Source organism: Dellaglioa sp. L3N, from assembly GCF_054941095.1.
In genome coordinates, this window is sequence record NZ_CM142928.1 from 853,889 (window position 1) to 872,562 (window position 18,674).

The window sequence follows — 18,674 nt, forward strand, 5'->3', positions numbered from 1 at the left end:
GATTTTTTGTTAGTAATTAACTTTAGGAGGCCGTTCAATTGGATCAATTACTTTATGAAGGAAAAGCTAAAAACGTTTATAAAACAAATGATAACGAAGTATTAAGAATGGTTTATAAAAACCAAGCTACTGCGTTAAATGGAAAACGAAAAGAAGAAATATTAGGTAAGGGATTATTAAATCATCAAATTTCTGATATTATTTTTTCTTACTTAATGGCCAATGGTATTAAAACACATTTTATTAAGAATGTTTCTGAAACCGAACAACTGGTTAAAAAAGTTGAAATTATTCCAATCGAAGTTGTTTTACGAAATACAATTGCTGGTAGCTTTGCTCGTAAATTTGATCAAATTGAAGGCACGCAATTAACCCCACCAGTTATCGAATATTATTATAAAAATGATGAACTGGATGATCCGGTAATAAATGAGTCACAGATTTTTGCATTAAATTTTGCAACTAAAACGGAAATGCTTGAGATTAAAAAACAATTACTGCTTATCAATCAATTATTAGTTGATTTATTTAAAACAATTAATATTGATCTGATTGATTTCAAACTTGAATTTGGTCGTTACCAAGGAGAACTTATTTTGGCAGATGAATTTTCACCTGATAATGCGCGTTTGTGGGATTCAACAACGCATGAATCTTTAGACAAAGATATTTTTAGAAAAAAACAAGGCAGTATCATTCCAGCATATCAAGATGTTTTAAATCGTTTAAAAAATCGAAAAGAGGCCAAATAAATGTATCGTGTAGAAGTCTACGTCACTTATAAAGAATCAGTTTTAGATCCACAAGGTCAAGCTGTGAACGAAGCAATTGAACGATTAGGTTTTTCAGGTGTCAACGATGTTCGTGTTGGTAAATACTTTGTCATGACAGTTGAAGCCGGCGAATCAGAAATTGATCAAAAAATAGATGCGATTTGCGATAAATTATTAGCTAATCCAAATATGGAACAATATCGTTATGAACTTGAAAAAGTGGAGGCCTAGTGATGAAATTTGCTGTTCTTGTGTTTCCTGGTTCAAATTGTGATTACGATTTACTCTATGCTATTCGAGATGGTCTACATGAACAGGCAGAATTTGTGTCATACACCGAAACCTCACTTGCTGGCTTTGACGGGGTGCTACTTCCAGGAGGCTTTTCATATGGTGATTACCTAAGAAGTGGTGCAATTGCAAGCTTATCGCCAATTATGGCTGAAGTGAAACGCTTCGCAGATGAAGGCAAATTAGTCTTTGGAACATGCAATGGGTTTCAAATGTTAACGGAAATGCAATTACTTCCAGGCGCATTAATTCAAAATAAAAATATTAAATTTATTTGTAAACCTGTTACTTTAAAAATTGTTAACAATCAAACAAGTTTTACAACTGGTTATGCTGATCAAACGACGATTGAATTACCAATTGCACATGGTGAAGGTAATTATTACTGTGATGATGAAACATTGGCTAATTTAAAGAGAAATAAACAAATTGTTTTTAGATATGAAGATAATCCAAATGGCAGTATTGATGATATCGCTGGAATTATTAACGAACGTGGCAATGTTCTTGGCATGATGCCTCATCCAGAACGTGCCATTGAGGCCTTGCTTGGTTCAACTGATGGTCTAAATTTATTTAAATCGATGGTTACGACATATAAAGAGGGAGTGATCTAATTTGGCTACAACAATGCAAGAACCAACGGCACAAACAATTGAAGATACTAAATTATATCAAGAATGGGGATTAACAGATTCAGAATATGCCTTAATTAAAAATGATATTTTGAAACGTCAACCTAACTATACTGAAGCTGGTTTATTCTCAGTGATGTGGAGTGAACATTGTTCTTACAAAAACTCACGTCCTGTTTTAAGTCGCTTCCCCAATTCTGGACCCCAAGTTTTACAAGGACCTGGTGAAGGTGCCGGTGTTATTGATATTGGTGATGGTAAAGCAGTCGTTTTTAAAGCTGAAAGTCATAATCATCCCTCAGCAGTTGAACCATATGAAGGTGCAGCAACAGGGGTTGGTGGTATTATTAGAGATATTTTTTCAATGGGTGCAACGCCAATTGCCATGCTTGATAGCTTACGATTTGGTGAATTAGATAATGAACATACGAAATACCTTGTCTCAGAAATCATTGCTGGAATTGGTGGTTATGGAAACTGTATCGGAATCCCAACGGTTGGTGGTGAAACAAGTTTTGACGCCTGCTACGAGGGCAATCCACTAGTGAATGCGATGTGTGTTGGGCTAATTGATCATAAAAATCTTCAAAAGGGTCAAGCTAAAGGTGACGGTAACTTAGTTATCTACGTGGGTGCTAAAACGGGTCGTGATGGTATTCATGGTGCAACATTTGCTTCTGATGAATTTGCTGATGACAAAGAAACACAACGTTCTGCCGTTCAAGTTGGCGACCCTTTTATGGAAAAATTACTCATGGACGCTTGCCTTGAGCTTATTCTAGATCATCCCGATTGGTTAGTGGGGATTCAAGATATGGGTGCAGCCGGTTTGGTCTCATCAACTGCTGAAATGGCTTCTAAAGCCGGTTCGGGAATGGTACTTGATTTAGATAACGTGCCACAACGTGAAACAAACATGTCTGCTTATGAAATGATGTTATCAGAATCACAGGAACGCATGGTTCTTTGTATCAAACCTGAATTTGAAAAAGCTGTTACTGATTTATTTAAAAAATATGACTTAGAAGCCGTTAACATTGGCTATGTAACAGAAAATACAGATTACGTTTTAATGCATGAGGGTAAAATTGTTGCTAATTTACCAGTTGATTCTTTAGCAAGTGATGCGCCTGTTTATCATAAAGAACAAAAAGAACCTGCAAGAATTAGTGAATTTAAAGAACAAGCTGATTTTATTCCCGAAATTGAAAACGTGACGGAAACTTGGTTAGCTTTATTAAAACAACCCACAATTGCCTCTAAAGAATCATTGTATGAAACCTATGATTCTCAAGTTAAGGTCAATACAGTTGTTAAACCTGGTAGTGATGCTGGTGTTATTCGGATTAGAGAAACAAATAAGGCACTTGCGATGACAACAGATTGTAATGCACGATACATTTACTTAAATCCTAAAATTGGTGGTCAAATTGCGGTTTCAGAAGCAGCCCGAAATATCGTTGCCTCTGGTGGTCAACCACTTGCCATTACAGATTGTTTAAATTACGGTCGTCCTGAAAATCCAGAAATTTTCTGGGAGTTTGATCAAAGTGCTATCGGCATTTCAGAAGCGTGTGATTTATTTAATACACCTGTTATTTCCGGTAATGTCTCTCTATATAATGAATTTAATGAACAACCTATTTACCCAACGCCGATGATTGGAATGGTTGGCTTAATCAAAGATGTTAAAAATATTACAACGCAAGATTTTAAAACACCTAACGATTTGATTTATTTGGTCGGAACAACTAACAATGATTTTAATGGTTCAGAACTTCAAAAAATGATGGTAGGCGAAATCTCTGGAGACATTAAACATTTTGATTTAAAAAATGAACTTCGTAACCAAGAATTAGTTTTAAAAGCAATTGAAGTTGGCTTAGTCGAAAGTGCTCATGATTTAGCTGAAGGTGGGTTAGCCGTTGCCTTGAGTGAATCAACTTTTAAAAATGATTTAGGCGTCGATGTTGATTTAAATATGACGGATGCTCAACTCTTTTCAGAATCGCAATCACGTTTTGTTTTATCAGTTAAACCAGAAAATGGAGTGGCTTTTGAAGCGATAATGGGACAGAATGCTGAAAAAATGGGTCACGTTACCGCTGATCAATTAATCAAAGTAACCACACAAAATAATGATGTGACTATTGCCATGTCCGAAGCCAAAAATGCTTGGAAGGATGCTATCCCATGCCTAATGAAGTAAAAAGTTTAAATGAAGAATGTGGGTTATTTGGTGTTTGGGGTCATGAAGATGCGAATCAAATGACGTATTTTGGTCTTCATAGCTTACAACATCGTGGTCAAGAAGGTGCAGGGATTGTCTCGAATGATAATGGCAAATTAATTGGTTATCGTGGATTAGGGTTATTGTCAGATGTTTTTAGAAATCCTGAAAAAATAAAAAAATTAACAGGTAAAATGGCGATTGGTCATGTGCGTTATGCAACAGCTGGTAGTAACGGAATTGATAATATTCAACCCTTTTTGTTTGATTTTTATGATGCCCAATTTGCATTAGCACATAACGGTAATTTAACCAATGCAGTTACCTTGAGAAATGAGTTAGAACGTGATGGTGCCATTTTTAAATCAAGTTCAGATTCAGAAGTTTTAATGCATTTAATTCGTCGGTCATCAGCAGATACTTTACATGAACAAGTTAAAGAAGCATTAAATCAAGTTCATGGTGGTTTTGCTTACTTATTAATGACAGCTGACTGTATGATTGCAGCACTTGATCCCAATGGTTTTAGACCTTTATCGATTGGTCAATTGGCAAACGGTGCTTACGTTGTTGCAAGTGAAACCTGTGCTTTAGATTCTGTTGGTGCAGAATTTGTACGGGACGTTAAACCTGGAGAAATTGTTACGATTAGTGATGAAGGCTTATCAATTGACGTTTATACAACTGATACAAAAATGGCCATCTGTTCAATGGAATACATTTATTTTGCCAGACCAGATTCAGATATTTGTGGTATTAATGTGCATTCTGCTCGCAAAAGAATGGGACGTCAATTAGCGAGAGAAACGGGTATTGATGCAGATATGGTTGTCGGTGTACCCAATTCGTCATTATCTGCCGCAAGTGGCTATGCAGAAGAAAGTGGTATTCCTTATGAAATGGGATTAGTTAAAAATCAATATGTTGCTCGAACATTTATTCAACCAACGCAAGCATTAAGAGAACAAGGTGTCCGTATGAAATTATCAGCTGTTAAAGGTGTCGTTAAGGGTAAAAAAATCATATTGGTTGATGATTCAATTGTTCGTGGAACAACAAGTAAGCACATTGTTCGTTTGTTAAGAGAGGCAGGAGCGGCGGAAGTTCATTTAAGAATTGCCTCGCCACCACTTAAATATCCATGCTTTTATGGTATTGATATTCAAAAACAATCTGAATTAATTGCTGCTCATAAATCAGTTGAAGAGATGCGTGACATTATTGGCGTAGATTCATTATCATTTTTAAGTGAAGATGGCTTAATTGACTCAATTGGGTTGAACTTAGATGCACCTTATTCAGGATTATGCATGGCATATTTTAATGGGGATTATCCAACACCATTGTATGATTACGAAGCTGAATATTTGGCAAATTTAACGACAGAAAAGTGAGGATTTCAGAATGGTAAATGCTTATCAAAAATCAGGTGTTAACGTAACTGCAGGATATGATGTTGTTAATCGAATTAATAAACAAATGTCATTAGCTAGTGAAGCTGGTGCAATCGGTGGATTTGGTGGGCTCTTCGATCTTAGTCAATTACATATTAAAGAGCCACTGATGGTTTCGGGGACTGATGGCGTGGGGACTAAATTAATGGTTGCCTTTGAAGCTAACAAACATGACACGATTGGCATTGATTGTGTGGCTATGTGTGTCAACGATATTGTTGCTCAAGGCGCGACACCTTTATATTTTTTAGACTACTTAGCAACAGGTAAAACGGATCCAGAAAAAATTGAAACGATTGTTTCTGGTGTTATCAAGGGATGCCAAACAGCTCATATGGCTCTTATTGGTGGTGAAACAGCTGAAATGCCAGGAATGTATCAAAAAACACATTATGATATGGCCGGATTTGCGGTAGGTGTTGTTGAAAAAAGCCAATTAGTTGATGGTCACACGATTCAAGCAGATGATTGTTTAATTGGTCTTTCGTCAACAGGAATCCATTCAAACGGGTTCTCACTTGTTAGAAAAATTTTTCTTGAAGATGGGACATTTAATTTATCTGAATCGTTACCAGAGATACCTAATGAATCGCTTGCTGATACGTTACTGACCCCAACAAAAATTTACGTAGATGATTTGTTGCCTTTATTTCAAGCTGATTTAATTAAAGGAGCAGCTCATATTACCGGTGGCGGTTTTATTGAAAATATACCACGTATACTGCCGACAGGGTTACAAGCAACGATTAAACGAGATACTTGGCCAACGTTACCCATTTTTAAAGCCATCGAAAAATATGGTGAAATTCCTCATTTAGAAATGTATGAAATTTTTAATATGGGTATTGGAATGGTTCTAGCGGTTGATAAGGCTAATGTTGAAACGGTACTTGCACAATTAAATAAAGAAACTGTTCAAGCTTATGAGATAGGTCATGTCGAAACTAAGAAGACTGAGCAAACGGTTGAATTGGTAGGTAAATAAAATAATGAAAATAGCTATTTTTGCATCAGGGACTGGCTCTAATTTTGAAGCTATCGCTGATGATCAAGCTTTAAAAGCGGCTGGATTAGAAATTGAAATTTTAGTTTGTGACCGACCTAATGCTGCTGTTATTGAAAAGGCACAGCGTAGAGGAATTCCAACATTTATTATCAGGCCTAAAGATTTTGAAAATCGTAGTCATTATGAACAAGCCATTGTTAACGCATTAGCTAAGTTTCAAATTGATCTCATTTTATTGGCTGGCTACATGCGTGTGATTACGACCACGTTACTTAGTGAATATCCGATGAAAATTATTAATATACATCCTGCATTGTTACCTCTTTTTCCAGGTATTCATGGCATCGATGATGCTTATAACGCAGGTGTTAAAGAAACCGGTGTGACGATTCATTACATTGATGAAGGGGTCGATACCGGCCCGATTATCGCACAGCAAAGTGTACCAATTTTATCTAATGAAACACTTGAACAACTAGAAGCTAAAATTCATGAAGTTGAACATCAATTATATCCAAATGTGATTCTAAATTTATTAAATAATGATAAAAAGGGAGATCAATAAGATGAAAAGAGCTTTGATAAGTGTATCTGACAAAACAGGTGTCGTCGATTTTGCTAAAGGATTAATTGAACGTGGATTTGAAATTATTTCAACGGGTGGGACCTTTAAAGTATTAAAGGATGCTAATCTTGCTGTTCTTGGGATTGAAGAGGTTACTCATTTTCCAGAAATGCTCGATGGTCGTGTTAAAACATTACATCCAATGATTCATGGTGGCTTACTAGCAAAACGTGACAATCCTGCTCATATGGCTAAATTAAAGGAAGAGGCTATTGAACTCATTGATTTGGTTTGTGTGAACTTATATCCCTTTAAAGAAACGATTGAAAAACCGGGTATTACTGAAGAAGAAGCTATCGAACAAATCGATATTGGTGGGCCATCAATGTTACGTTCTGCTTCAAAGAATTTTCAGTCAGTTTATGTTGTCGTCGATAAAGATGATTATGCAGCCGTTTTAGTTGAACTAGATAACGAAAAATCAGATAGCCATTTTCGTCGTCAATTGGCAGCTAAAGCATTCCGTCACACAGCTGCGTACGATACATTAATCTCAACTTATTTAACAAAAGAATTAGAAATTGAATTTCCTGAAAAATTATCATTAACGTATGATTTCAAACAAGGGATGCGTTACGGTGAAAATTCGCATCAAAAAGCTGCTTTTTATCAAGCCGGTTTACCAAATGCGTTTTCGATTGCTGCAGCTAAACAATTGCATGGTAAAGAATTATCATATAATAATATCAAAGATGCAGATGCCGCAATAAAAGTTGTTTCAGAATTTAAACGACCAGCTGTTGTCGCAATGAAACATATGAATCCTTGTGGAGTGGGTGTTGGTGAAAATATCTATGAAGCATGGCAAAAAGCATTTGATGCTGATAAAACATCTATTTTTGGCGGTATTATCGCATTAAATCGTGAAGTTGACTTAGCAACTGCGACTGAACTACATCACCTATTCCTTGAAATCATCATTGCGCCAAGTTTTACCGATGATGCTTACGATATGTTAGCTAAGAAGAAAAATCTTCGCGTTATGACACTTGATTTCAGTCAAAAAAAGCAAGCTGATAAATATGAATACGTTTCAGTTATGGGTGGCTTACTTGTTCAAGAACGTGACCAAGTCATTGACCAAATGGCAGAATTAAAAACAGTAACTGAAAAACTACCAACGGCTGATGAAAAAGAAGCCATGCTATTTGCTCAAAGAATTGTGAAACATGTTAAGAGTAATGCTATCGTGATTGCAACAAAGGATCAAACGCTTGGAATTGGTGCAGGACAAATGAATCGAGTTGGTTCTGTCAAAATTGCCCTCGAACAAGCCCTTGAACATGGCATGGTTGAACCATTCGTTCTAGCTTCAGATGCTTATTTTCCAATGGATGATAGTGTTGAATATGCTGCTGACCATGGTGTTACTGCAATTATTCAACCAGGTGGTTCAATTAAAGATCAAGATTCAATTGATATGGCCAATCGTAAAGAAGTTGCAATGGTCTTTAGTGGCCGTCGTCATTTTAAACATTAATCGACTAAATCATTAGTTTTTGAAAGGATTATTTTATACGATGAAAATTTTAGTTATTGGTTCTGGCGGACGAGAACATGCCATCGCACGTAAATTCATTGCGAGTAAAACGGTTTCAGATGTCTATTGTTTACCTGGAAATCCCGGAATGAATAATAATGGCATTAAATCAGTAGGCATTGATATGGCTAATTTTGCTGGTATCGCAACTTTTGCTCGAGAAAACGAAATTGATTGGACTTTTGTTGGACCTGAAATTCCATTAATTGCGGGCATTACCGATTTTTTTCATGAAGAAGGTTTAGCCATGTATGGTCCTTCAAAGGCTGCTGCACAGTTGGAAGGGTCTAAAGAATTTGCCAAACAAGTTATGAAATCAGCTGCTATTCCGACAGCAAACTATCAAACGTTCACGGACTATCAAAAGGCAGTGGCGTATGTGGATACGCAATTATTTCCAGTAGTTATTAAAGCAAATGGCTTGGCTGGTGGTAAGGGTGTTGTTATTGCGCAGGATGAATCAGAAGCGATAGATGCTTTAAATGCTTTTTTAATTCAAAAAGTATTTGATACAACAGAAGTTTTAATTGAAGAATACCTTGATGGTGAAGAATTTTCATTGATGGCCTTTATTGATCAAGGGAAGGTTTACCCGATGCCAATCTCGCAAGATCATAAACGGGCATTTGAAGGAGACAACGGGCCAAATACTGGAGGAATGGGTGCTTACTGCCCAGTTCCTCAAATTTCAGAAGATGTCGTAACGGAATCAATTAACCGGATTGTTCAGCCAACGGCAGATGAGATGATGAAACGGGGTATTCCATTTACAGGTATCTTATATGTTGGTTTAATTTTAACGGAATCTGGACCTAAAGTGATTGAATACAATGTTCGATTTGGAGATCCTGAGACAGAAGTGGTTTTACCGCGGTTAAAATCAGATTTTGCGGTAGCTATTTCAAAATTATTGCGACATGAAGCGCCACTTTTAGAATGGGAAACAAAAGGCATAACATTAGGCGTGGTGATTGCCGCTGATGGGTATCCAGAGCGTCCTTTGAAAAATATTGCATTACCAAGCTTGACTGATTTTAAGCCAATTGCTGATAAAATTGACTTTGCAGGTGTGAAAGTGATTAATAATGAATTAGTTAATTCGGGTGGACGCATCTATATTCTGCATGAGACAGGTTTAGATATGGTTGATGCACAACAACGTGTTTATCAATTAATTGACAATTTTGAAGTACCAAAAACATTTTACCGAATGGATATTGGCTATCGTGCGAACTTAGAATAAAAAAGCGTTCATGTTTACTATAGAGTAAGTAAGCATGAACGTTTTATCATTTTATGAAAGACTATCCGTTAATAATTGTAACATTTGCGGCTTGTAATCCACGACTACCTTCTTTAATTTCAAATGAGACATTTTGACCAGTTCCAAGTACTTTAAACGCGTCAGACTGTATAGCGGTATAATGAACAAATATTTCTTGTTCATCACCGTAAGCAATGAAGCCATAACCTTTTTGTGCGCTAAACCATTCAACAATACCAGATACCATATCGAACGCCTCCCAAAATTGGTCGTACAATTAAGTACTCTTACAGTATATGTAACTTTAGCCAGTAGCGCAACTAATGACAACCACAGTTTTCTCAGTTATACTTAGGAAACTGAATATGAAAGGATGATTAATTTGACTGATATAGAAATTGCACAAAAAAACGTGATGAAACCAATAGAAGAAGTAGCAAATGAGATTGGTTTGAAAAAAACTGATATTGAATTATACGGTAACTTTAAAGCAAAAATTAATTTGCCTTTAGACTTGCCTGAAAAGAAAGACGCTAAGTTAATTCTTGTCACAGCAATTAGTCCCACTCCAGCAGGGGAAGGTAAATCAACAGTAACTGTTGGTTTAGGGGATGCTATGCATCGTTTAAATGAAAAAGTCATGATTGCTCTTAGAGAACCTTCATTAGGTCCTGTCATGGGGATGAAAGGTGGCGCAACTGGTGGTGGTTATTCTCAAGTTGTCCCAATGGAAGATATTAATTTGCATTTTACAGGTGATATGCATGCCTTAACAACTGCAAATAATACACTTGCCGCTTTAATTGATAATCATATTCAGCAAGGTAACGATTTGAAAATTGATCAAAGACGTATTATTTGGAAACGAGTTCTTGATATTAATGATCGTGCACTTCGTCATGTTGTGGTGGGCCTTGGTGGGCCTATGCAAGGTATTCCTAGAGAAGATGGGTTTGATATCACAGTTGCCAGTGAGTTAATGGCTATTTTATGTTTATCAGAAGATATTAAAGATTTGAAATCTAGAATTAGTGATATCGTTGTTGCCTACAATAGTGATAAAAAACCAATTACGGTTGCTGATTTAGGTGTGACTGGGGCTATTAGTTTATTATTAAAAGATGCTATTAAACCAAATTTAGTTCAAACATTAGAACATACACCTGCTATTATTCATGGTGGCCCTTTTGCTAATATTGCTCATGGCTGTAACAGTGTTCTTGCAACTCAAACAGCTTTACAGTTAGGTGATTATGCGATAACAGAAGCAGGATTTGGTGCTGATTTAGGTGCCGAAAAATTCCTTGATATTAAAACACCCATCTTGGGTAAAACACCAGATACAATTGTTATTGTTGCTACAATTCGTGCTTTGAAGATGCATGGTGGTGTTGCAAAAACTGAATTAAATGTTGAAAATGTTGAGGCATTAAAAGCAGGATTTGTAAACTTAAAAAAACATGTTGAAAGTATGCAACGTTACAATATCCCAGTTGTTGTTGCTATTAACAAGTTCACTGCTGATACGGCTATTGAAGTACAAACGTTGATTGATCTAGCTGCTGAAATTGGGGTTGATGCTATTCCCGCAGATGTTTGGGGTCAAGGTGGCGCTGGTGCAATTGATTTGGCTAAAAAAGTAATTGAAACAACAAGTGAAGTGCATGAATTTAAAGCACTATATGAGGCAGATGATTCTGCTGAAACTAAAATCGAAAAAATTGTCACAACTATTTATGGTGGTGCTCATGTTGAATATGCACCTAAGGCCAAAACACAATTACGCCAGTTTAAAGAACTCGGTTGGGATAAATTACCAATTTGTATGGCAAAAACACAGTATTCATTGTCAGATAATGCTAAACTGTTAGGAGCCCCTACAGATTTCACTATTCATATTCGTGAATTCAATCCTAAATTAGGGTCACGTTTCTTAGTTGCCTTAACGGGTAATGTCTTGACAATGCCTGGATTGCCTAAAGTACCAGCTGCAAATCACATGGATATTGATGACAATGGTCTGATTTCAGGTTTATATTAATTAAGAATTAAGAGGAATTAACATGATTTTATATGCGTTATTAGCGCTAATGATATTAGTTGTTGACCAAGTCGTTAAGTATGCAGTCTCAGCTAATATTGCGCTGAATACAAGTCAAACCGTTATACCTAACTTTTTTTCAATTGCAAATATCAGAAATGATGGTGCTGCTTGGAGTTTGTTAGCGGGTAAACAATGGTTCTTTTTCATTGTGTCGATTGCTGCCTTAGTTTTAATGGTCTATTATTTCTACAAATATCGAACAAATGCAGGTTATAAACTTAGTATTGTTTTGATGATTGCTGGGACCTTGGGTAATTTTATTGATCGATTAAGATTTGGGTATGTTGTCGATATGTTTCAAACCGACTTTATCAATTTTCCAATTTTTAATGTAGCAGATATGGCATTAACCGTTGGCGTTATCATTTTATTAATAATTGTTTTAAAGGAAGACGATAAATGACAGAATTAGTGATTCAAAGTGAAGTAGGACGTCTCGATAAAGTGATTGCGACGTTAATGCCAGAAATATCCAGATCAAAAGTCCAACGTTGGATTGAAAGTGGCGATGTCTTAGTTAATGGCAAAATGGAAAAAACAAAATATGCGGTTCAACCAGGTGACAAAATTAGTTTGGTTGAACCTGAACCTATTGAGTTAAATCTGATACCACAAGATATTCCTTTGGATATTGTTTACGAAGATGACGATGTCATTGTCGTAAACAAACCGCAAGGCATGGTTGTTCATCCAGCACCAGGACACCCAGATGGGACATTAGTTAACGCTCTATTATTCCATAGCCCTTTGTCAACAATTAATGGGGCCTTTAGACCCGGGATTGTTCATCGGATTGACAAGGATACCTCTGGGTTACTAATGGTGGCTAAAAATGATAAAGCGCATCAATCGTTGGCAGCTCAATTGAAAGCTAAAACAAATATTCGTGAATATATTGCTTTAGTTCATCAGCCAATTAAAGAAGAATCAGGTATTATTAAAGCACCACTTGGTCGTTCGCCTAAAGATCGGATGAAACAAGCAGTGGTTGCAGATGGTCGGCCAGCAGTGACACATTTTAAAGTGGAAAAAAATTATGAAGATTATTCACTAATAAAATGTCAATTGGAGACAGGGCGCACACATCAAATTCGAGTGCATATGCAGTACATTGGTCACCCAGTTGTTGGAGATCCTTTATATGGACCGCGTAAAACAATTAAAGGACATGGTCAATTTTTACATGCAGCTAAACTTGGATTTAAGCATCCCACTACGGGTAAAGAACTTATTTTTGAAGTCCCAATTCCACCTATTTTCAAAAGTACACTAGATTATCTTGACAAAACGAATTCTATCACGTAACATAAAAACCAATAAAGCTCCTTTAAAATAGTCCCGTGAGACTAAAAGGTAACGTGCGAATAGATTTCTTTTTTGTAGAAGTCTGCCTCTTAGTCTAAGTATTTTTAGATTAAGAGGCTTTTTTATTGGATAAAAAAGAGGAGGAACGTCAAATGGCAAAAGAAGTAATTGATTCATTGGCAATGAAACGTGCCTTAACAAGAATGACATACGAAATTATTGAAAAGAACAAGGGTATTGATAATCTGGTATTAATTGGGATTAAAACGAGAGGTATTTATTTAGCACAGCGAATTGCAGATCGTTTAAAACAACTTGAAGGTGCAGATGTTTTGGTAGGTTCATTAGATATCGAACTTTACCGTGATGATCGTCATGATGCAAGTTTAGGAAATGAACCAACTGTTAATAAGCAAGGCACACAAATTGATTTTGATATAACAGGTAAGCAAGTTATTTTAATTGATGATGTCTTATTCACTGGTCGTACGATTAGAGCTGCACTTGATGCTTTAATGGATCAAGGCCGTCCTCAAACAATCAACTTAGCTGTTCTTGTTGATCGAGGCCATAGAGAATTACCAATAAGAGCTGACTTTGTTGGAAAGAATATTCCAACATCTCCAGATGAACAAATTTCAGTTTCAGTAGAAGAAATTGATGGTAAAGATTCAATCGAAATTGAAAAAATTAAATAATAAGTCGTTAAGATGTTCCAGAGAGAGCAAACGATTTATGAACTTGGTATGGATTAAGTCCGTGCTGAGTTTCAACGTCGAACGCATCTCTCTATAGAGGTGCGTTTTTTTTATACAGAAAGGGAATGATAAAAAATGGCAGAAAAATTTAGAAATGAAGATGCGGTACTTGATATTCATGATAAGCCATCTTTTGGACAATGGATGGGCTTATCAATTCAACATTTATTCACAATGTTTGGGGCAACAGTTTTAGTTCCCATCTTAGTTGGCTTAAATCCAAGCATTGCTTTATTTAGCTCAGGAGTTGGTACTTTAGTCTACATTGGTATTACGAATGGGAAAATTCCAGCTTATCTAGGGTCAAGTTTTGCTTTTATTGCTGTCATGCAGATGTTAATGAAAACATCTGGCTATCCTGCAGTTGCTCAAGGAACTATCTCAGCCGGATTGGTTTATCTAATTGTTTCAATTATTATTGGAAAAGCGGGTTCAGGTTGGCTTGATCGGGTCTTGCCACCAGTTGTTGTTGGACCTGTCGTCATGGTTATTGGGTTATCTATGGCAACAACGGCAGCAAATAATGCGATGCTAAAATCAGGCACTTACGATATTAAATATGTATGGGTCGCAATTTTTACTTTAGCAATTACCATTTTCTTCAACATGTATCTTAAAGGGTTCATTAGTTTAATCCCGATTTTATTAGGAATCGTTTGCGGTTACCTGATGGCAGTTTTATGTGGGATTGTTGATTTTTCAACGGTAGAAAAGGCACATTGGTTCACATTACCCGCATTCAATGTTGCATTTGTAAATTATCAACCTAAAATCTATTGGAGCGCAATTATTGGTATGGCGCCAATTGCATTTGTCACAATGACGGAACATATGGGACACATTATGGTTTTGAATAAATTAACGAAACGAAATTTTTTCAAAGATCCTGGTTTAAATAGAACGTTACTTGGTGATGGGTTATCATCAATCATTGCTGGATTTGTAGGAGGCCCACCAACAACGTCATATGGTGAAAATATTGGTGTTTTAGCCATGACTAAAGTTCACAGTATCTGGGTAATTGGTGGCGCTGCTTTCTTCGCTATTGTTTTCAGTTTTGTTGGAAAGATTAGTGCGTTAATTCAGAGTATTCCAGGTCCTGTTATTGGTGGTATTAGTTTTCTACTTTTCGGTGTTATTGCATCAAGTGGTCTACGTATTCTAATTGATAACAAAATTGATTACGATAAAAAACGCAATTTAATGATTACAGCTAGTATTCTAGTTTTAGGAATTGGCGGTATGTACTTAAAAATTGGTGATTTACAATTAACCAGTATTGCACTTGCAACAGTGGTAGGAATTGCATTAAACCTTATTTTACCTAAAGAAGCTAAGAGCGAAAAATAATAGGAGATGATATTTTGTTAGATGAAAAGACAAATTTAGTTCAGTTACAACATTTAGTATCAATCGAGGACTTATCGACAAAAGAAGTTGAGGCATTAATTGAAAGAGCTGAAACATTTAAACGAAACCCGTCTTTATTTAACTTAAAATGTCCAATTTTTACAACAAATTTATTTTTTGAAAATAGTACAAGAACACACAGTAGCTTTGAAGTAGCTGAACAACGAATGGGCTTAAATATTGTGTCGTTTAACCCAAGTATTAGTGCAATTAGTAAAGGCGAAACCTTATATGATACGGTTTTAACAATGGGGGCAATTGGGACTCAAATCGCTGTTATCCGTCATCCTGAAAATGAATATTATCAACAATTGATTGGTGATAATGATTTAGGCGTCGGTATTATCAATGGTGGAGACGGAAGTGGTCAACATCCTTCGCAATGTTTACTGGATATGATGACTATTAAAGAAGAATTCGGAACATTTAAAGACTTAAAAGTCGCAATTGTTGGTGATTTAACTAATTCACGAGTCGCTAAAAGTAATATGCAATTATTGAAAAAATTAGGTGCTTCATTATATTTCTCAGGTCCAAAAGAATGGTTTTCTGAAGAATTTGCTGCATATGGTCAATACTTAGAGATGGACGAACTTGTCGGTGAAGTTGACGTTATGATGATGTTACGTGTTCAACATGAACGTCACACTGATGATAGTCAATTTTCAAAAAAGAATTATCATGAAAAATTTGGATTAAGCGTTGAACGAGGTAAAAAATTAAAGAAATCAACAATTATTATGCATCCAGGTCCGATTAATCGAGATGTGGAATTGGCAAGCGAATTAGTTGAATGTGAGCAATCACGATTTGTTAAACAAATGACAAATGGCGTATTCGTCCGAATGGCTATTTTAGAAGCCGTTATTAACGGCCGTCATTTAATGGAGGCACATGAAGCATGAAAAAATTAATTAAAAATGGCACAGTATTTTTAAACCATGATTTTAGTCAACAAGATGTATTAATTGAAGATGACAAAATTAAAGCAATTGGTGTTGGGTTAGCTGATGAGCTTTCAAATATTGATTTAGTCATTGATGCAGAAAATTTAATTGTTACGCCTGGGTTAGTGGATCTTCATGTTCATTACCGTGAACCTGGATTTGAATACAAAGAAACAATTAAAACAGGCAGTCAAGCGGCTGCACGTGGTGGATTTACAACAGTTGGAGCAATGCCTAACTTAGACCCAGTTCCAGATACTATTGAACATTTTTCTGAAATAAAGCGCCGTAATCAAAAAGATGGTCAAGTACATATTGCTCAATATGCTGCAATTACTAAGAATAGAACTTCAGAAGAATTAGTCGATTTTGTTGGATTAAAAGAAGCTGGGGCATTTGCCTTTACCAATGATGGTTCAGGTATCCAGACGGCAGGAACGATGTATCTTGCAATGAAAGAAGCAGCAAGTGTTAACTTACCGCTGGTCTCGCATGTTGAAGATAATTCATTATTATTTGGTGGCGTTATGAATGAAGGCATTCGTGCAAAAAATCTTGGCTTACCCGGTATTATGGGAATCGTAGAATCATCACAACTTGCACGTGATTTAATGCTGGCACAAAAAACAGGAGTTCATTATCATATGTGTCATGTTTCTACAAAAGAAAGTGTTGAATTAATACGACTTGCTAAAAGCCATGGTATTAAGGTTACCTGTGAAGTTTCGCCACACCATTTATTATTAACCGATTCAGATATTCATATGGATAATGGCAATTATAAAATGAATCCACCATTACGAACTGAAGATGATCGCTTAGCTTTAATTAAAGGCCTATTAGATGGCACAATCGATATGATTGCAACAGATCATGCCCCACATAGTGAAGATGAAAAACGAGGAAGTATGATTGATGCCGCTTTTGGTATAACTGGAAGTGAAACGGCCTTTTCATTGTTATATACAAGACTTGTTAAAACAGGGATTTTAACGTTGAGTCAGCTGATTGTTTTAATGAGTGAAAATCCTGCTAAAAAATTCAATTTAGATAGTGGTACGCTGAAACCTGGAATGAATGCTGATATTGCTATTTTTGATCTCAAAAATAAACAAACAATCAAGGCGGCAGATTATTTATCAAAGGGTAAAAATAGTCCATTCACAGGTCAAGAAGTTTATGGCGCAACACTAGTAACAATGGTTAGCGGAGAGATTAAATATGATGGTCGAAAGGTTGAGTAATTCATGAAGATGAAGCGATTCTTAATTTTAGAAGACGGTAGTATTTTTAAAGGATATAGTTTTGGGGCTAAGGCATCAACAACTGGTGAGGTCGTTTTCACTACGGGAATGACGGGGTATCAAGAAGCCATTACAGATCAATCATTTAGCAACCAAATTATTACGTTTACTAATCCAGTAATTGGTAATTACGGGGTTAATTTGGATGATTATGAATCTATAGAACCCTCATGTAAAGGCGTTATTGTCAATAATGTTGCCAGAGTATCTAGCAATTGGCGTCAACAATTAACGCTAGATGAATTTTTAAAGCAAAAGGATATCCCAGGTATCTATGGAATTGATACCCGTGAATTAACGAAAAAATTACGGTCTGTAGGAACAATGAAAGGGAGCATTATTGACTCAGATGCTGATATTGATCACGCATTTGACGCAATGAGCGCAACCGTTCTTAATCAAAACATTGTTCAACAGGTTTCAACAACAAGACCTTATCCTAATCCAGGAACAAAATTAAATATTGTATTAGTTGATTTTGGGTTAAAACATAGTATTTTACGAGAATTATCAAAACGAGATTGTAATGTCATTGTATTACCTTATAATGCAACTGCAAAACAAATATCTGATTTACAACCCGATGGTGTTCTCCTATCAAATGGACCGGGAGATCCTAAAAATTTGCCAGAAGTTGTTGAAATGATTAAAGAAATTCAGCCTAAATTCCCTATTTTCGGGATTTGTTTAGGTCATCAGCTATTTGCACTAGCCAACGGCGCGGATACATATAAAATGAAATTTGGTCATCGTGGATTTAATCATCCGGTCAGAGAAATCGCAACTGGTCGAATTGATTTTACGTCACAAAATCATGGTTATGCAGTAGCTAGTGATTCCATTGATTCAGATAAATTAATGGTTACTTATCGTGAGATTAATGATGATTCCATTGAGGGGATTAGACATAAAACAGATCCAGCATTTAGTGTTCAATTCCATCCAGATGCCGCACCTGGACCTCATGATGCAGATTATTTATTTGATGAATTTATTGAAATGATAAACAGAGTTGGGAGAAAATAAAG

Annotated in this window: 18 protein-coding genes; 17 read left to right on the top strand and 1 reads right to left on the bottom strand. The window is 36.1% G+C overall.

Going from position 1 to position 18,674, the window contains the following annotated elements; all coding sequences use genetic code 11:
- Positions 1 to 38 precede the first annotated feature (38 nt).
- The 9 genes from purC to purD are packed head-to-tail and all read left to right on the top strand — an operon-like array spanning position 39 to position 9,797.
- Positions 39 to 752, top strand: coding sequence for a phosphoribosylaminoimidazolesuccinocarboxamide synthase (purC, locus tag ACVPPR_RS04355; RefSeq protein ID WP_462297030.1), 714 nt, complete (start codon positions 39 to 41; stop codon positions 750 to 752).
- The gene (purS, locus tag ACVPPR_RS04360; protein WP_462304752.1) at positions 753 to 1,004 is read left to right on the top strand and encodes a phosphoribosylformylglycinamidine synthase subunit PurS; all 252 of its coding nucleotides are present in this window, start codon (positions 753 to 755) and stop codon (positions 1,002 to 1,004) included.
- A 2-nt stretch (positions 1,005 to 1,006) separates the two neighbouring features.
- On the top strand, positions 1,007 to 1,681 hold the full coding sequence (gene purQ / locus ACVPPR_RS04365; RefSeq protein WP_462297028.1) for a phosphoribosylformylglycinamidine synthase subunit PurQ: 675 nt from the start codon (positions 1,007 to 1,009) through the stop codon (positions 1,679 to 1,681).
- Between the two features lie 13 nt (positions 1,682 to 1,694).
- Positions 1,695 to 3,908 carry a phosphoribosylformylglycinamidine synthase subunit PurL gene (gene purL, locus ACVPPR_RS04370; RefSeq protein WP_462304798.1) on the top strand — a complete coding sequence of 738 codons (2,214 nt, stop codon included), beginning with the start codon at positions 1,695 to 1,697 and terminating at the stop codon, positions 3,906 to 3,908.
- Positions 3,893 to 5,323, top strand: a complete 1,431-nt coding sequence (gene purF / locus ACVPPR_RS04375) for an amidophosphoribosyltransferase (RefSeq protein ID WP_462297027.1) — start codon at positions 3,893 to 3,895, stop codon at positions 5,321 to 5,323. Before purL ends, purF begins: the two co-directional genes overlap by 16 nt.
- A gap of 10 nt (positions 5,324 to 5,333) precedes the next feature.
- Positions 5,334 to 6,368: a phosphoribosylformylglycinamidine cyclo-ligase gene (gene purM, locus ACVPPR_RS04380; RefSeq protein ID WP_462304753.1), complete on the top strand. Its 1,035-nt coding sequence runs from the start codon at positions 5,334 to 5,336 to the stop codon at positions 6,366 to 6,368.
- 4 nt (positions 6,369 to 6,372) lie between these two features.
- Positions 6,373 to 6,954 carry a phosphoribosylglycinamide formyltransferase gene (purN, locus tag ACVPPR_RS04385; RefSeq protein WP_462304754.1) on the top strand — a complete coding sequence of 194 codons (582 nt, stop codon included), beginning with the start codon at positions 6,373 to 6,375 and terminating at the stop codon, positions 6,952 to 6,954.
- Position 6,955: 1 nt separating this feature from the next.
- On the top strand, positions 6,956 to 8,494 hold the full coding sequence (gene purH, locus ACVPPR_RS04390; RefSeq protein ID WP_462304755.1) for a bifunctional phosphoribosylaminoimidazolecarboxamide formyltransferase/IMP cyclohydrolase: 1,539 nt from the start codon (positions 6,956 to 6,958) through the stop codon (positions 8,492 to 8,494).
- Positions 8,495 to 8,534: 40 nt separating this feature from the next.
- A complete protein-coding gene (purD, locus tag ACVPPR_RS04395; RefSeq protein WP_462304756.1) occupies positions 8,535 to 9,797 on the top strand; it encodes a phosphoribosylamine--glycine ligase in 1,263 nt (420 codons plus the stop codon).
- A gap of 61 nt (positions 9,798 to 9,858) precedes the next feature.
- Here purD and ACVPPR_RS04400 read toward each other — a convergent pair whose 3' ends face one another.
- On the bottom strand, positions 9,859 to 10,065 hold the full coding sequence (locus tag ACVPPR_RS04400) for a cold shock domain-containing protein (protein WP_462297022.1): 207 nt from the start codon (positions 10,063 to 10,065) through the stop codon (positions 9,859 to 9,861).
- Between the two features lie 135 nt (positions 10,066 to 10,200).
- Here ACVPPR_RS04400 and ACVPPR_RS04405 point away from each other — a divergent pair, with 135 nt between their 5' ends.
- The 8 genes from ACVPPR_RS04405 to ACVPPR_RS04440 all read left to right on the top strand — a co-directional run bounded on the left by ACVPPR_RS04405 (position 10,201) and on the right by ACVPPR_RS04440 (position 18,672).
- Positions 10,201 to 11,859 (top strand): formate--tetrahydrofolate ligase, encoded by a 1,659-nt coding sequence (locus tag ACVPPR_RS04405; protein ID WP_462297021.1) that lies wholly within the window; start codon positions 10,201 to 10,203, stop codon positions 11,857 to 11,859.
- A 22-nt stretch (positions 11,860 to 11,881) separates the two neighbouring features.
- Positions 11,882 to 12,325: a signal peptidase II gene (lspA, locus tag ACVPPR_RS04410; protein ID WP_462297020.1), complete on the top strand. Its 444-nt coding sequence runs from the start codon at positions 11,882 to 11,884 to the stop codon at positions 12,323 to 12,325.
- Positions 12,322 to 13,227, top strand: a complete 906-nt coding sequence (locus ACVPPR_RS04415) for an RluA family pseudouridine synthase (protein ID WP_462297019.1) — start codon at positions 12,322 to 12,324, stop codon at positions 13,225 to 13,227. Before lspA ends, ACVPPR_RS04415 begins: the two co-directional genes overlap by 4 nt.
- A 152-nt stretch (positions 13,228 to 13,379) precedes the next feature.
- Complete coding sequence (pyrR, locus tag ACVPPR_RS04420; protein ID WP_462297018.1) at positions 13,380 to 13,925, top strand: bifunctional pyr operon transcriptional regulator/uracil phosphoribosyltransferase PyrR; 546 nt, start codon at positions 13,380 to 13,382, stop codon at positions 13,923 to 13,925.
- A 135-nt stretch (positions 13,926 to 14,060) separates the two neighbouring features.
- Positions 14,061 to 15,335 carry a uracil permease gene (gene uraA / locus ACVPPR_RS04425; RefSeq protein ID WP_462297017.1) on the top strand — a complete coding sequence of 425 codons (1,275 nt, stop codon included), beginning with the start codon at positions 14,061 to 14,063 and terminating at the stop codon, positions 15,333 to 15,335.
- 14 nt (positions 15,336 to 15,349) lie between these two features.
- Positions 15,350 to 16,300 carry an aspartate carbamoyltransferase catalytic subunit gene (locus ACVPPR_RS04430; protein WP_462297016.1) on the top strand — a complete coding sequence of 317 codons (951 nt, stop codon included), beginning with the start codon at positions 15,350 to 15,352 and terminating at the stop codon, positions 16,298 to 16,300.
- On the top strand, positions 16,297 to 17,586 hold the full coding sequence (locus ACVPPR_RS04435) for a dihydroorotase (RefSeq protein ID WP_462297015.1): 1,290 nt from the start codon (positions 16,297 to 16,299) through the stop codon (positions 17,584 to 17,586). The genes ACVPPR_RS04430 and ACVPPR_RS04435 overlap by 4 nt, the downstream gene beginning before the upstream one ends.
- Before the next feature lie 9 nt (positions 17,587 to 17,595).
- Positions 17,596 to 18,672, top strand: a complete 1,077-nt coding sequence (locus ACVPPR_RS04440) for a carbamoyl phosphate synthase small subunit (RefSeq protein WP_462297048.1) — start codon at positions 17,596 to 17,598, stop codon at positions 18,670 to 18,672.
- The last annotated feature ends 2 nt before the right edge of the window (positions 18,673 to 18,674 follow it).